Below are 15,901 nucleotides of genomic sequence, written 5' to 3'. Positions count from 1 at the left end.
CACGTTTTGAAATTTAAGTTTTGAATACACATATTTTACGAAAGGCTATTGTGCCGCATACTCATCATGCTGCGTTCGCCCAAAAGCGAGGCGCGAAGAATACCAAGAACGTCAAAAATACTAGGAAATCAGCTGAAAAACGCAATCCTTTTGAATATCAGGGTAGTCATAAAAATTACGGTTCTAATCACGAGTTCAATTCGCGCAGGGAGCGAAATCGCAAAGCAGAAAAAGCTCGTCAAAAAGCGCGCGAAAAAGCCTTGCGCTATGAAGAAGTAGCTATTGCGGATGCTGAACAAGATTTTGCTAAAAATAATTTTGCTAAGCATAATATTGATAAAAATAATGTTGTTAAAAATGATATTGCAAAATCTCATAATACAAAACAAAATTCTGCAATATCTTTGCGTCCTACTTCAAAAAAGCAAAATCAAGATTCTCATAACGCAACAATTATTCCAGACTCTGCTATTGAATCTTGTGAAAATTACCGTGACGATGTCACTTTTGCGCAACTTGGAGTCCCAGAGCCCTTGGTAGAAGTGTTGCGTGCTGATGGGAAAACTACTGCATTCCCAATTCAGCAAGCAACGCTTCCTGATTCATTACAAGGTGCGAATATTCTAGGGCGAGGTCGCACAGGAAGTGGTAAAACATTAGCATTTTCTATTCCACTTGTTGCGCGTTTAGCTGAGAATTTTGTTGATTTAATTCATTCTGATAAAAATCGTAAGTCACGCGAGTCTAGTGAAATTCCTGCTCCTAGAGCAATAATTCTTGCTCCAACTCGCGAGCTTGTGCATCAAATTGATGACGTAATAGCGCCGCTTGCTGCAGCTTATGGCATGCGTACTGTGACAGTGTATGGAGGTGTGAGATACCAGCGTCAGGTATCGCAACTTAAGCAGGGTGCGCAGATTGTGCTTGCTTGCCCTGGACGTTTGGAAGATTTGCTGCGTCAAGGAGCACTTACGCTTGAAAAAGTAATGGTTAGCGTGCTTGATGAAGCAGATGAAATGGCGGATATGGGATTCCTTCCTGCTGTTACTAGACTTCTTGAGCAAGTTGCGCCAGATGGTCAACGCATGCTGTTTTCTGCAACGCTTGATAAGCAAGTTTCTACATTAGTTGAGCGTTTCCTTCCAAATGCTGTCGTCCATGCTGTGGATGATGCTGATTGCCAAGTTGACACTATGACGCATCATATTTTTGCTGTGTCTGCAGGGGATAAATACGAAGTTTTGCGAAAGCTTGCTTCCGGAAGGAAACGTTCTATATTCTTTACGCGCACAAAATATCAAGCGAAGAATATGGCGAAAAAATTTGTGCAGCAAGGTATTCCTGCAGTTGATTTGCAAGGTAATTTGTCGCAGAATCAGCGAGATCGTCATTTGGCTGTGTTTGCTGAAGGCTTGGTGCGCGTGCTGGTTGCTACGGACGTTGCTGCGCGAGGTATTGATATTAGCGACGTTGCATTAGTTGTGCAAACTGAGCCTCCTGAGGATCCTAAGTCTTTCTTGCATCGTTCGGGTCGCACTGCTCGAGCTGGTGAAGAAGGCGATGTCGTAACGCTTGTGCTTCCTAATCAGAAGCGCGCTGCTCATATGATGCTTCGTAAGGCTGGAATTCATGCGAAAGCTGAGGATGTGAGTCCTTCTTCATCAGTTCTAGATGAGATTGTTGGTGAAGCTGCCGAGCTTCAAGAAGGCTGGAGTATGCCGGAGCCGGAGCAGCAGAAGCGTAAAGGTCGCGGTCGTGGACGCGGTGGGCGCGGGCGCGTACGTGGGCAACGTGGTGAGCGCAGTGAACGTGGTGAACGTGGTGAACGCAGCGAACGTCGTTGGCACGGTAAACGTGGCGAACGTGGTAGTCGTGTTCATCGCTTCGGTCGTGAGTTTTAGAAACAAATGCTGTGTGTTTTACAGCATTTGTTTTCGTTTTCACTACTTTTGATAACATTCGCCAGTGATTTTCCGGCTTTTGTTTTCGCTTTAGTTTTCTTGTCTGTTGTGGTGCGAGGCTGTGATATTTTTCTCCTCGCGCTTTTTATTTACGTTATTCTTGTATTTTTGTCTATTTCGCCGAATGATTATGTGTTTTCGACAGAATTGCCCTATGTTTTATACATAACATCAACTGGTTTGGTGTTTTCGACAAAACAGCAGCAATACTACAAAAGTAAGTAGCAAGTTGGCAAGCAATAAGCAACTTAGTAATCAGTTAATCAGCCTGTTAAGCAAGTCAACAGTCGGTTAAACTAGTTAAGCCAATTAGCAAATACTTATTTAGATTGACCTTTACCAAATGCGCGCAGTTGAACGCCGTTCCAGTCAGTGCTTACGGTTAACGGAGTGGCTGCGTTCATGCCAGCTGTTTTTGCTGCAGATTGAACGGTACTAGAACTTGGGGAACCTTCGCGACCTGGTTTTGGAGTAAGAACCCACATAGGAGCGTCATTGTCAAGCATATTTGTGGCATCCATAATAGTGTCTGCGAGCTCATCTTCGTCGTCGCCGTCGCGCCACCAAATAATCACACCATCAACAGCAGCGTCGTAATCCTCATCTACCAACTCTTCGCCGGTAAGTTTCTCGATGCTTTCGCAAATTGTTTCGTCAACATCGTCATCCCAGAGCCATTGTTGGACAACGTCTCCTGGTTGGAATCCGAATTCCTGTGCATGCTGAAAAGCTATCTGTTCCACGTGATTTAATATATCAAAGCGTCACGAAGTGCGCACATTTAACGGCGTGTATTCAGTAATTTATCGTTTATCAATTACGACACACCAGGACACGCCGCAAAAATCGCGATTGTGACATAAATCACTATATATAGGTGGTTATCTTTGCGTCTTGCCCTAGATATTGTGCATGAGTTGGGTTATAGTAGAGCGAGTTGTTAGAAATAGTTCCCATGTTTGCAACGAGAGATTTTGCTAGAAGGAACAGTGTTTGAGAAAGGTCTGTACCGATGCAGGTTTTGGAAGAAACTGCTGTCACAAGCGCAGAAAATTGTACGGATGATGTAGTTGAAGTTCCAGTTTCTCGCGTGCAGGTCGAAAAGCGCGATGGTCGCGTAGTTGATTTTGATCCGCTGAATATCATTATGGCAATCAAGGCTGCTTTTAAGGATTTGGGCAAGGAAGTCGGTCCGCAAGAAGAGCAGTTGATTCGTAATATTTCTGATCATATTGAGGCTGAAATTCAAGATCGTTACAATGGCCCGGCGAAGATTGAAGATATTCAGACCTTGGTTGAGCATAGTCTTATTGAAAATCACCTTTATGAGGTTGCTCGTTGCTACACGAGCTACCGACTGAACCGAGATATAGACCGCGCTAAAGCTACTGATATCAACGAGGCTGTTAACCGTCTTGTAAATCGTGATGAGTCTCTTGTTCGTGAAAACGCAAATAAGGATTCTAATGTTTATGCAACTCAGCGTGATCTTCTTGCAGGTGCTGTTTCTAAAGCTTCTGCGTTCTCTATGCTTCCTCACGCAGTTTCTAACGCTCATATGAAGGGTGATATTCACTTCCATGACGCTGATTATTCGCCATTTACTTGCATGAGCAACTGCTCGCTTCCTGATTTTGGCGATATGCTTGCTAAGGGATTTGCTCTTGGTAATGCAATGATGGATAGTCCAAAGTCTATTGGTACTGCTGCAACTCAGGTTACGCAAATTATTAAGGATATTGCTGGCGCGCAATACGGTGGTCAGACTGTTAATCGCGCTGACGAAATGCTTGAGCCTTACGCTAAGTGCGATTACGACAAGAATCTTGCTATGGCACACGCAATGATCCCTGATTCCACGCCAATTCAAGTCGCAAAAGATATGATTGACGGCTTGAAGGCTCAGGAGCCTAAGAATCTCCACTGCTTGGACAGGGATCCACTGCCTGCTGATACTCCTTTTGATGAAAATTTGAGCGAGCTTGATCAGCTTCGTGAAGTTTACGCAAAGATTATGACGCGTAAGGCTATTTACGACGCTATGCAAACAATGGAATATCAAATCAATTCCAACCGCGTTTCTAACGGTCAGACTCCGTTCGTAACTGTTGGCTTTGGCTTGGGTACTTCTTGGTTTGCTCGTGAAATTCAGCGCGCTATTTTGCTTAACCGTATTCGTGGTCTCGGCAAAGATCGTCATACTGCAATCTTCCCTAAGCTTGTGTTTACTATTAAGCACGGTGTTAACGCGGACGCTGGCGACCCGAACTACGATTTGAAGCAGCTTGCGCTTGAGTGCTCTACAAAGCGCATGTACCCAGACGTTGTGTTCTACGAGAATATTGTGAAGATTACTGGCTCCTTCAAGGCTCCTATGGGTTGCCGTTCGTTCCTTCAGGGTTGGATTGATCCAAAGACCGGCAAGGACGTTGAAGATGGCCGTATGAATCTTGGCGTTGTAACTGTTAACATGCCACGTATTGCTCTTGAATCTCACGGCGATGTGACTCGCTTCTGGAAGCTTTTCGACGAGCGTATGGAAGTAGCTCACCAAGCTTTGCGATTCCGTATTATGCGTTGCAAGCAGGCAACTCCTGTAAATGCTCCAACGCTGTTCCGTTACGGTGCTTTTGGTCGTTTGGAAGCTAACGAGAGTGTGGATCAGTTGTTCCGTAATGAGCGCGCAACTGTTTCTCTTGGCTACATTGGTTTGTACGAAACTACGGCCGTGTTCTTCGGCAAGGATTGGATGCAAGATCACAGCTGGAATGAGGAAGGCAAGGAATTTGCGCTTTCTTTGGTTCGCCGCATGAATAAGCTTTGCCAGCAGTGGTCAAAGGCTGAAGGCTATCATTACTCCGTTTACTCAACTCCTGCTGAGTCTTTGACTGACCGCTTTAACCGCATGGATCGCCAGAAGTTCGGTCGCATTGAAGGCGTAACTGATCACGACTTCTACACTAATTCCTTCCATTACCCGGTTTGGTTGCAGCCAACTCCTATGGAGAAGCTTCGCTACGAGGTTGACTTCCCGTATCTTGCTTCCGGCGGTTTTATTAACTACTGCGAGTTCCCATGCTTGCAGGCAAATCCTAAGGCTTTGGAAGCTGTTTGGGATTACGCTTACAAGATTGGCATCGGCTACTTGGGTACGAATACGCCAATCGATCACTGCTTCGTTTGTGGATTCCAGGGTGATTTTGAGCCGACTAAAGAAGGCTTCCGTTGCCCGGAGTGCGGCAACAGCGACCCAGATAAGTGCAATGTGACTAAGCGTACTTGCGGTTACTTGGGCAATCCTGTTCAGCGTCCAATGGTTCACGGTCGTCACGAAGAAATCGCTCACCGCGTAAAGCACATGTCTGGCGAAACTGGCCATGTGACTCTTAACAACGGTGAGTCTCGTGAATGGTATGAGGAAACAAAATAAACTTAGCTAATTTACTATGTTGAAACTTAGTAAAATAAGTATGACTAGATAATTTAGCTAAATCAATAGCTTTTCTTGTGTTTGTTGTTTGGTGATAATCTGGCCGTTAGAAATGTATTGCATTTTGTGATTGCACTTTCTAACGGCTGGATTTATTTTATTTTCGCAAATTTGGTTGTTTATTTTTTAGTTGTTTATTCGGTTTGGAAGGGGGTTGGATATGGCTCGCATGAGTTTGCACGATTTTGCGCCTGCAGATGTGAATCGTGGACCGTGGATTCCTACCTCTCTTTCCAATAATCCTCGCGCAGGACAGTGGTCTAGTGAGCGCATGAGCCAGGGGATGATCGCCGATTATAAGCGTTTTTTGATGACAGACGGCGAAGGAATTCGTTGCTCGCTTTACGTTTCCGGCTGCCCGTTCCATTGCGTTGAGTGCTATAACGAGTCGATTTGGGATTTTCGCGCTGGGCATCCTTATACTCAAAAGCTTGAAGATCAAATCATGGAAGATTTAGCGCAGCCTTATGTGCAAGGTTTAACGCTTCTTGGCGGCGAGCCGTTGCTTAATACGGGCATTTTGCTGCCTCTTTGCAAGCGTATTAGGAAAGAGTTTGGCAATACAAAAGACATTTGGAGTTGGACTGGATACACTTGGGAAGAGCTTATGCGCCCAGGGGAGACGCCTGATAAGCTTGAGCTTTTGCGTTACATTGATATTCTTGTTGACGGCCGTTATATGAAAGATTTGCATGATTCGCTTTTGCAATTCCGCGGTTCTAGTAATCAACGAATTATCGATGTGCCAAAGTCTCTGGAAAATCCGCAAAATCCTCCTGTAATCTGGGAAAAGCTTCACGATCAGGAGCGTTTTATTCCGTCGATTTACGGAAAAGACCGCGCGCAAGGCGAAGGCGACGCTTCGTAATCCTATTGAATGCGCCACTCATACGATATATTTAACAATGTTTGCGGACGATTATAAGAATGCATACATATACACATGTTAAGCTAAATATAATTAACCTAGTAACATCTGTATTGCAAACTGTCAAAAGAATTATGCTAACTATGCTCATAAATACTGTAACTAAACGATATACAGTTGGGTATGTTTTTTCTTTGCATAAATATAAAAGATAGATTAGTAATATTAATAGGACGAATGCTTGAATGGTGAGACTAACAGTATTAATACAAGTGTTATCGTCTTTTAAGTCCTTCAATTGTTTAAAGAAATAAATAGCTGACGAAATATAACAAAGCAGCGTTATTGGCAGTAGAACTATGTGTTTGCTGTTCATATTGTTCCTCACATAATTGTTGATATTAATGTGGAAATTCTCACTGCAAGTCGACACGAATGCCTTTCTGCTGTGCTACAGCGCCAACTATCTTTGTGTTACTCATAAGTTTCTTCTTGGGTGTTGGCTTGAACTTGCAATGATAGTAAAAAAGACATGGATAATGCTACTGAGCAAGTAAGTATTCTATTAATAGCTTTTTTATATTCATGACAGTACCTCTTTATACATGCGAATATACACTTTTCATTATATAATTTTTTATAAGATGAAATCAATCGTTGTTTATAATTTGAATGTGTAGAAGCACTTTTTCGTATGTGATTTGTCTGTATACTACTATGTCAAAGATTCATCTATTTATGCATTTGGTAATGAAGTAACTCAATACGGAAATGCGCCATGCGCAATAATTCAAATATGTATTGAAGAAGTGATATTATTAAACCTACGCATGACGTTATGTAGGGGAAGGGATGCAATGGCAGAAAAGCCGAAGAACAATTCACGAAAAATTAGCAATAATTCTCCTCGCGCATTGCGTACGATTCTGTTATCTTTAAAAAAGTACCGTTTTCTTGGCGTTTTAACAGTTGTTACTATTCTCGTTGAAGCTGCTATGCAAATTGAGATTCCTACAGTAATGTCAAATCTTATTGATTTTGGCATTATGTCACGTTCTCAAGAAGCTGTGCAATATTATGGTTTGCAATTGCTTATTTTTGCTGCAATTGCAATGATTGCAGGCGTTATTTCTGGTATTTGTTGTGCGCATTCTAGTGCTGGTTTCGGTAAAAATTTACGTCACAACATGTTTTCACGCTTACAAAGTTTAAGTTTTTCTGATTTAGATAAGTTTTCTAGCGGCACTGTTGTTACGCGTATGACTAGCGATGTGTCAAATGTGCAATTTGCTTACCAAATGATTATTCGCTCTGGTGTTCGCAGCGTTATGATTATCATCACTGCTTGGTGGTTTACTTTTTCAATTAGCCCTGCTATCTCGTGGGTTTTTCTTTCATTCGTGCCTATTATTGGTGCAATTGGCGCTGTTGGAGCTAGTATAGTTGCTCCAGCATTTTCTCGAATTTATCGAATGATTGACGAGATGAATAATAGAGTTGGCGAGAATTTGCATAATATTCGCGTCGTAAAGTCTTATGTGCGTTCTGATTATGAAATAAGTCGTTTTACGCGTATTTCACATAAAATCTATGATTATTTTATTAAAGCTGAGTATGTGTTAAATTGTAGTATTCCTTTGTTTAACTTATGTTTTTATTCTGGCATGCTACTTATTGCGTGGTTGGCTTCGCACGAAATTGTGGCTTCGGGAAATAATCCTGCTTTTGGTTTAACAACAGGAAATCTTGCTGCATTAGTAGTGTATGCTTTGCAAATTTTGTTTGCTTTAGCGAATTTAGTTGCAGTTTTTGTAATGTCGTTAACAGCTCGAGCTTCGATGCATCGTATTTCACATGTTTTGCAATCTCGAAATACTGAAGTTGTTTCCAAGCATCCGCTGACAAAGCTTTCTGACGCTTCTGTGCGTTTTGAAAATGTTTCGTTACGCTATCCTCAATCAGATAATACAGATGAATCTGCCCCAGCAGAACAGGAAATTTTACATGATATAAATATATCTATTCCTTCTGGAGCAACTGTTGGTGTTGTTGGTGCAACGGGATCTGGAAAATCAAGTTTAGTGCAATTAATTGCAAGACTTTATGACGTAACTTCTGGCACTCTTTTTGTAGGTGGAAAAGATATTCGCGATTATGATTCTTCTAGTTTGCGTGGAGAAGTTGGCGTTGTTCTACAAAAAAATATTTTGTTTAGTGGCACAATTGCAGAAAATCTTCGCTGGGGTAGAGCGGAAGCAAGCGATGATGATTTGCGTCAAGCTTGCGAAATTGCTTGTGCTGATGAGTTTATTAAAGATTTACCAGATGGCTACAATACGCATATTGATCAGGGCGGTAAGAATGTTTCCGGTGGTCAGCGACAGCGTTTGTGCATTGCGCGCGCACTTTTGAGGAAGCCGAAAATTTTAATCCTTGACGACTCGATGAGTGCAGTTGATATGAAAACTGATAGTAAAATTCGCGATGGCTTGAAAAAGTTTATGCCTGATTCTACGCAAATTATCGTTGCTCAGCGCATATCTTCAATCGAACATGCAGATATTATTGTTGTTCTTAAAGATGGTCGTGTTGTTGCTAACGGTTCGCATGATGAATTATTTAAGTCTTGTGAATTTTACAGAAATATGGCGATTTCTCAAGAAAAAAGTAGCATAACTGGCGCAACTAAAGAAGAAGGAGCTAAATAACAATGGCTAAGAATAAAACGGCTCACTCTTCTAAAAATGATTCAGCTATTAGTTGGGAAACTCTTAGCAGACTTGCCTCTTATGTGCTGGTGTATCGAGTTAAAATTTACGTAATTATTGCATCAATAATAGTTAGCGCAATTGTGCAAGCTGCAAGTGCAGTGTTTTTGCAATCTCTTGTGGACTCGTATATTCTTCCGCTTGTCGGTAAGCATAATCAGGATTGGACGCCTCTTGTTCGCATGATTATTCTGATGGCAAGTGTTTACGCTGTTGGTGTGTTTTGTTCTTGGCTTTGGAGCAGACTTGTTGCGAATATATCTGAAAGTGTTATGCGTGATTTGCGAGATTCTATGTTTAAGCATCAGCAGAAGCTTTCATTGCGTTACTTAGATTCTCAAGGTTACGGCGATATTATGAGCCGTTACACAAACGATACTGAGGTTCTTCGTGAGGCAATTTCGTGGGCATTTCCGGACTCTTTTTCTGCGCTAATGTCGATTTTGGCAGCGTTTATATCTATTATGTGTCTATCGCTTCCGGTTGCAGTTTTTGTAGTTATATTTACTGCAATATTGCTTTATTTAGTGCGTTTTATGCTAAAGAAATCTGGCAGTCTATTTGAGCAATTCCAGCATGCATTAGGTGAGCTAAATGAGTTTGTTGAAGAATCTGCAACAGGCAGCAAAGTGATTAAAATTTTTAATCATGAGGCAGATTCTATTGAAAAATTAGATAATTGCATAGAAAAAGTGCAAAAAATTTCTGCAAGTGCAAATTCTTATGCAAATAATGTAATGCCTGTTATTAGTAATGCAAGCTATTTGCTTTATGTATTAATTGCTTTACTCGGTGCGTGGGCTGCTTCAGCAGGTCTGCCAACGCTGGGATTAGCTGGATCTAGTACTCTTACATTGGGTACACTTATATCTTTGCTGGCACTTTCGCGCGCATTTATTAACCCTATTGGCGAAATTACAATGCAAGCTAACGCACTTATGATGGCTCTTGCAGGAGCTTCTCGTATTTTTGAGTTACTTGATGAAAAGCCAGAACTTGATTCTGGCAGTGTGCAATTAGTTAAAGTGCGTGTACTTCAGTCTGATGAAGATCTTGGAGAAAAATCAGCATTTGATGTGCTTGAAGAAGTAGATGAACAATCTGAAGGAAGCAATATTTATTGGGCTTGGAAAAGATCAAAGCAAGATAATGGTACTAAAGCTAAAAAGCGCGCTCAAAACTTAAGTGAAATGGCTCAAGAGATTGTGTGCCATGCAAAGCGAGATGCTCGCACTTCTAAGGATGGCCGCTATACTTTGCTTCGAGGCGACGTGCGTTTTACGGATGTTGTGTTTGGTTACAAAGAAAATCATCCTGTTTTACACGATATTACGTGGTTTGCAAAACCTGGTCAAAAAGTTGCTCTTGTTGGAGCTACAGGTGCTGGAAAAACTACTATTGCTAACCTTCTTACGCGTTTTTACGACATCGATGATGGGCAAATTTTGTATGATGGCATTGACGTGCGCGATATTTGCAAAACGGATTTGCGCCACGCTATTGGCACTGTTTTGCAAGATGTGAATTTATTTACAGGCACAATAATGGACAATATTCGTTATGGAAATCTTGATGCTAGCGACGAAGATTGTATTCAAGCTGCAAAATTAGCTCATGCTGACGCGTTTATTTCTCATCTTCCTGACGGATACAATACGCAGCTTAACAATGGTGGTGAAGGGCTTTCTCAAGGTCAGAAGCAGCTTATTTCTATTGCTCGTGCTGCAGTAGAAAATCCGCCTGTGTTGATTCTCGATGAAGCAACTTCATCGATTGACACGCATACTGAAGAGTTAGTTCAGCATGGAATGGATTCTTTGATGGAAAGGCGTACTGTGTTTGTAATCGCTCACAGACTGTCTACAGTGCGCAATGCTGATGTGATTATGGTGCTGGATCACGGTCGCATTATTGAGCGCGGTTCACATGAGGAATTATTGGCAAAACGTGGGGAGTATTATCAGCTTTGCACTGGAGCTGTTGAGCTTGAATAATAGCTTGATTTTGTGCGGCAACACGCCGAACACGCGCGGCACTTGCATTTTGCTAAGGATTCTGTAAGATAGTGACTCGGCTGTTCGAGAGAACAAAGCCACGGCCCCGTAGCTCAGTTGGTTAGAGCGCCGCCCTGTCACGGCGGAGGTCACCGGTTCAAGTCCGGCCGGGGTCGCGATTAATAGAATACCCGGTTCGCCGGGTTTTTTATTCGTCATGGCTCTGTAGCTCAGTTGGTAGAGCGAACGACTGAAAATCGTTAGGTCAGCGGATCGATCCCGCTCGGAGCCACAACAAAAACGCGCGACACGATTTGTGCCGCGCGTTTTGTTTTATTCGCTAGTCAAGCTGCTTCCACGAATCAACATCAATATGATGCTCAGGATTTGCCTGCCAAGCTGCCCAAGCAGATTCTACGATATCCTTAACGTCGTAGCGAGCATGCCATCCCATTTCTTCGTTAATTCGCTTCGTGCTGCCAATAAGCTGTGGAGGATCTCCAGCTCTGCGATCAAGAACAGTTTCTTTAAATGGTAAACCGGTAACTCTGCGCACTTCGTCAACAATTTCGCGCACAGACGTGCCCTTACCAGTTCCTACGTTAAAAGCATCGTACTTGCGCTCGTCGCGATCCAAATACGTGAGTGCCGCAATATGCGCGTCTGCTAAATCAGAAACGTGAATATAGTCGCGAATGCAAGTGCCATCAGCAGTAGGATAGTCGTCGCCAAAAATAGCAGGTGCTTTTCCTCGCTGTAGTCTGTCAAGAAGCATAGGAATTAAGTTCAAAATCGCAGGATCTTCCAATTCCACCGGACCGCATCCAGCTACGTTGAAGTAACGCAGTGCGCAGAAGCGAATTCCGTATGTGTGCTCGCAAGCACGTGCCATCCACTCGCCAAAAAGCTTGGTTTGACCATAAGGGTTAATTGGCAACATTGGCACAACATCTTCTGGTACAACTTCAACAGGAGGTACTCCATAAGTTGCTGCAGAAGAAGAAAATACGAGCTTCTTAACTCCGCTATCTTTCATGCCTTCAAGCACATTAAGCATGCCGTTAATATTCTGTTGATAATACCAAAGTGGCTTTTCTACGGACTCTCCAACTTGCTTTCTAGCAGCAAAGTGAATTACAGCATCGACGTGCTCATCTTTCATAATTTGCGCAAGTCGCTTTCCTGCATCAGGAGAAGAGATATCCATACCATAAAGACGTGCGCCTTCAATTCTTGTAGGCTTTCCGTAGCTTAAATCGTCAACGACGACGACATTTTGCTTTGTTTCATGTAAAGCGTGAACTACATGTGCTCCAATGTATCCGCATCCACCTGTAACAAGAACAGTCATTGTCGACCTTCCTTTTGAATAATATCAATACAATCAGTGAGATTATATCTCGTAAAACTGAAGTTTAATGATATGCATCTGTTGCATAACATCTGTTATTCTCGCATTTTGATTCTGCAGCGTATGCTTAACTTGAATGTGTTAGTTGTATTATTTTGTAAGGTGATGTTCGAATGATATTTGTTGCGTTATCTATATTACGTGTGATTATACGCGCTTATTTGATAATAATGATTATTCGAATGGTTGCAGATTGGTTATTTGTGCTTGTTCCTCGTATGCGTCCTAGAGGTGCTTTTAATTTTCTAATACGGATTATTTATTTCATAACAGAACCGCCATTACGCGTATTGCGCAAGTTTATTCCGCCAACTCGTTGTGGAAATATTAGTATTGACGTAAGTTATATGCTTTTATATTTTGCTCTATACGTTCTTCAAATTTGGTTATAGATGAGTTTATGGTTTTTTAACGCGTAATTTTTATAAAAGCGGCGTTTTGTTGCATAAATTTTTGTATTAACCGCACTAATTTTCTGCGGACGTGATAGCATCGAATAGATATATATCAAAGGGCTATGCCCAAAAAGCGAGGTGTAAAGCATATGACTCTGTTGACGCCTAAGGACATTCGAGAGCATACCTTCCAAATTGTACGTTTTAAGGGAGGTTATGACGTTGACGAGGTCGACGAGTTTCTCGATCAGGTTACAGAAACAATAGAAGCACTCGGTCAGCAGGCAGTGCAGGGCCTAGGGGCTTCCACGCAATCTCTTGGCCGTGATGTTGCGGGTTTGAATACGAAGATTGCTGAGTTAACTTCTAAGGTAGAATCCTTAACTAAAGAAAATGAGGCATTGCGTGATGCTTCTAAGAAGCAGGGTGAATCAAATGAAGCTGCTTCTCAACTTGAAGCTACTGCAACTAAGTTGCGTGAAGCTGAAGAAAGTAATCGTGCTTTGACTGCTCAAAACCAGCAGTTGAAGGAACAGTTAGATGGTTTGGGTGCGCAGGTAGATCAGTTAACTGCTCAAACTGCTCAAGCAGACAATGCTAAGCAGGTTCAAAAAGAGCTTGAAACTGTTACTCGCGAGCGTGACGACTTCCGTGCAAGCAGCGAAAACTTGGGTCGCGAGCTTGAAACTGTTCGCCAGCAGCTTGTTGTCACTCAGCAAGAAAACACTAAGATTGAGGAACTTTCCAAGCAGTTGGAAGAGTCTCGTCAGCGTGAAGAGCAGCTTCGAAAGCAGGTTGCTAAGATGGAACCAAATACTGAAACTGGTAGCTTGCAAAAGATTGCTGGTGCTGGTGCAGAAGCACAAGGTTCTGAGCCAGAGCGTGCAACTGCAATGTTGACTCTTGCTATGCAATTGCATGATCAATATGTAGATAAAGGCAAGGCTAAGGCTCAACAAATTGTTGAAGAAAGCCAAGCTCGTTATAACGAAACTGTTGCTAAGGCAGATGAATATTCTGCACGCACTCGTTCTGAAGCTGAAGAATACAGCAAGCAGACTCATGCTGATGCTGACGATTACTCTACTCGTACTCGCGGCGATGCTGATTCTTATGCTGCTCGTGCTCACAATGAGGCTGATGCTTACTCTGGTAAGGTTCGTCAAGCTGCTGATGATTACTCTAAGCAGACGCATGATCAAGCTGACCAGTATGAAGCTGAAGTACAGCATCGTGCTGCAGACTATGATTCTACAACTCGTACAGCTGCTGATGCATATGCTCGTCAGGTACGTGAGAATCTTGAGAAGCAAACTCAAGTTATTGAAGGAAATATTCAGAGCCTCAAGCAATTTGAGACTGAATATCGTACTCGCTTGACTGATTTCCTTGGTCAGTTGGTTGCTCAAGTTTCTGATGAAAATACCTATGCTGCATTAGGCAACAAGCAGGGTGAAGAATCTGGTAAGCAAGAGTAGTTTTTAGCAGTGCGTGACTGATATTTTAAAATGTTGCGCACTGCACCGATACTATTTGAATTACTAAAGATCGGATAAATATTGACGCATAGAGATGTGCGTGTGAAACGGCTACGTACTCGCGTAGCCGTTTTTGCACTAATTGTTTTTATTGGTGTTGTGCTAGATCGCATAACAAAACTTTGGGCTTTGGCGACGCTTAGTGACGGGAAAAACATTGAGCTTGTGCCGCACTTGCTTTCTTTAACTCTTGTACGAAATCCTGGAGCATCATTTGGCTTAGGTTCTTCTTTTACGTGGGTTATTAGCGTATTAGCTTGTGCTGCTTGTGGTGCCATGATAGCGGCTATTAAGCACACAAAATCTTTGTATTGGACTATTGCGTTTGCTCTAGCGTTTGCTGGAGCTTTCGGAAACCTCATTGATAGAGCGCAATATGCTCAAGGTTTTTTGAATGGCAAAGTCGTAGATTTTATAAACTACGGTTGGTCTGTTGGGAACGTTGCAGATATTGAGCTTATGTTTGCAGGAATCGCAGTTGTATGCCTTATTTTGATTGGGATTCCTCTTTTCGGGCATGCCGATGAGTGATATTTGCTTTAAAGTTACAAGCCAATTTTCCGGCTGCAGATTTGATGTTTGCTTATCAAAACTAATGGGAGTTTCGCGTGCAAGTGCGATATCTCTTATTGAGCGTAACCAAGCGAAAATCTTAGGTAGAAAATCGCAAAAATCCTCCATTTTGCAAGATGGCGATACGATTGTTGTCGATCAAAAAGAAAGTGCAGAACAAAAAGAAGAGCAAAATAATGAATCTTCTGTATGTAATATTCCAATTATTTACAACGACGACGATGTTGTTGTAATAGATAAGCCTGTTGGAGTTGCCTCTCACGCAGCAAAGGGATGGAGTGGGCCGACAGTTCCAGAATGCCTAGAAGCTGTTGGAATAGATATAAAAACAACGCTGTGCGACGAATCGCGCAAAGGAATCGTAAGCAGATTAGACGTTGGAACAAGCGGATTAATGCTAGTTTGTAAAACAGATTTTGCTTATGAAGTAATGAAAAATCAGTTTGCAAAGCATATCGTTAAAAAAACGTATCATGCGCTTGTTCAAGGAGATTTAGCGCAAGATAAAGCTACTATTGATGCTCCTATAGGTCGCGCAAAAGTATCTGATTTTCGTTTTACTATTACTTCTGACGGCAAGCCTGCTGTTACGCACTGGGATGTGCTTGAGCGTTTTAGTCAAGCAACGTTAGTAAGCGTTAATTTGGAAACTGGTCGTACACATCAAATACGCGTCCATTTTTCGTCTATAGGTCACCCTTTGGTTGGGGATTCAATGTATGGAGCGAACCCAGTTTTGGCTCAAAAACTTGGGTTGCAACGTCAATGGTTGCATTCTATGGAACTTACTTTTACACATCCTCGCACGGGTAAATCAGTGACGGTTAAGTCGCATTATCCTCTTGATTTGCAACACGCGTTAGAAGCTATGCGAGCATTATTAAAGTAACGTTTTTGCATTTT

Annotated in this window: 11 protein-coding genes and 2 tRNA genes; 11 read left to right on the top strand and 2 right to left on the bottom strand. The window is 42.3% G+C overall.

The annotated features are described in order from the left end of the window. Window positions 1-50 precede the first annotated feature (50 nt). A complete protein-coding gene (locus K9E37_RS02080; protein WP_076003031.1) occupies window positions 51-1,901 on the top strand; it encodes a DEAD/DEAH box helicase in 1,851 nt (616 codons plus the stop codon). A 380-nt stretch (window positions 1,902-2,281) separates the two neighbouring features. On the opposite strand, the gene K9E37_RS02075 is transcribed toward K9E37_RS02080, so the two are convergent. Next, on the bottom strand, window positions 2,282-2,704 hold the full coding sequence (locus tag K9E37_RS02075) for a DUF3052 domain-containing protein (protein WP_004108549.1): 423 nt from the start codon (window positions 2,702-2,704) through the stop codon (window positions 2,282-2,284). Window positions 2,705-2,973: 269 nt separating this feature from the next. Between K9E37_RS02075 and nrdD the strand changes: the two genes are divergently transcribed. The 6 genes from nrdD (at window position 2,974) to K9E37_RS02045 (ending at window position 11,373) form a co-directional block, all read left to right on the top strand. Continuing rightward, the gene (gene nrdD, locus K9E37_RS02070; RefSeq protein ID WP_102703217.1) at window positions 2,974-5,391 is read left to right on the top strand and encodes an anaerobic ribonucleoside-triphosphate reductase; all 2,418 of its coding nucleotides are present in this window, start codon (window positions 2,974-2,976) and stop codon (window positions 5,389-5,391) included. 220 nt (window positions 5,392-5,611) lie between these two features. Then, entirely contained in the window at window positions 5,612-6,319 is a 708-nt protein-coding gene (gene nrdG / locus K9E37_RS02065; RefSeq protein ID WP_004108545.1) for an anaerobic ribonucleoside-triphosphate reductase activating protein, read from the top strand. A gap of 857 nt (window positions 6,320-7,176) precedes the next feature. Next, window positions 7,177-9,027 (top strand): ABC transporter ATP-binding protein, encoded by a 1,851-nt coding sequence (locus K9E37_RS02060; protein ID WP_004108543.1) that lies wholly within the window; start codon window positions 7,177-7,179, stop codon window positions 9,025-9,027. Window positions 9,028-9,029: 2 nt separating this feature from the next. Further along, on the top strand, window positions 9,030-11,081 hold the full coding sequence (locus K9E37_RS02055; protein ID WP_004108541.1) for an ABC transporter ATP-binding protein: 2,052 nt from the start codon (window positions 9,030-9,032) through the stop codon (window positions 11,079-11,081). Window positions 11,082-11,183: 102 nt separating this feature from the next. After that, window positions 11,184-11,257, top strand: a tRNA-Asp gene (locus K9E37_RS02050). Window positions 11,258-11,300: 43 nt separating this feature from the next. Continuing rightward, window positions 11,301-11,373 (top strand) — tRNA-Phe (locus K9E37_RS02045). 48 nt (window positions 11,374-11,421) lie between these two features. Here K9E37_RS02045 and galE read toward each other — a convergent pair. Continuing rightward, the gene (galE, locus tag K9E37_RS02040; protein WP_004108540.1) at window positions 11,422-12,432 is read right to left on the bottom strand and encodes a UDP-glucose 4-epimerase GalE; all 1,011 of its coding nucleotides are present in this window, start codon (window positions 12,430-12,432) and stop codon (window positions 11,422-11,424) included. A 173-nt stretch (window positions 12,433-12,605) separates the two neighbouring features. Here galE and K9E37_RS02035 point away from each other — a divergent pair, with 173 nt between their 5' ends. The 4 genes from K9E37_RS02035 to K9E37_RS02020 all read left to right on the top strand — a co-directional run bounded on the left by K9E37_RS02035 (window position 12,606) and on the right by K9E37_RS02020 (window position 15,887). Beyond that, window positions 12,606-12,884, top strand: a complete 279-nt coding sequence (locus tag K9E37_RS02035) for a YggT family protein (RefSeq protein ID WP_012914408.1) — start codon at window positions 12,606-12,608, stop codon at window positions 12,882-12,884. Between the two features lie 152 nt (window positions 12,885-13,036). Then, complete coding sequence (locus K9E37_RS02030) at window positions 13,037-14,365, top strand: DivIVA domain-containing protein (RefSeq protein WP_012914407.1); 1,329 nt, start codon at window positions 13,037-13,039, stop codon at window positions 14,363-14,365. 96 nt (window positions 14,366-14,461) lie between these two features. After that, complete coding sequence (locus K9E37_RS02025; RefSeq protein ID WP_033888518.1) at window positions 14,462-14,956, top strand: signal peptidase II; 495 nt, start codon at window positions 14,462-14,464, stop codon at window positions 14,954-14,956. Next, on the top strand, window positions 14,949-15,887 hold the full coding sequence (locus K9E37_RS02020; RefSeq protein WP_033888466.1) for an RluA family pseudouridine synthase: 939 nt from the start codon (window positions 14,949-14,951) through the stop codon (window positions 15,885-15,887). The genes K9E37_RS02025 and K9E37_RS02020 overlap by 8 nt, the downstream gene beginning before the upstream one ends. Window positions 15,888-15,901: the final 14 nt, after the last annotated feature.

This window comes from Gardnerella swidsinskii, from assembly GCF_023277705.1.
Taxonomy (GTDB): Bacteria; Actinomycetota; Actinomycetes; order Actinomycetales; family Bifidobacteriaceae; genus Bifidobacterium; species Bifidobacterium swidsinskii.
This window is presented reverse-complemented; position numbering and strand designations above follow the sequence as displayed.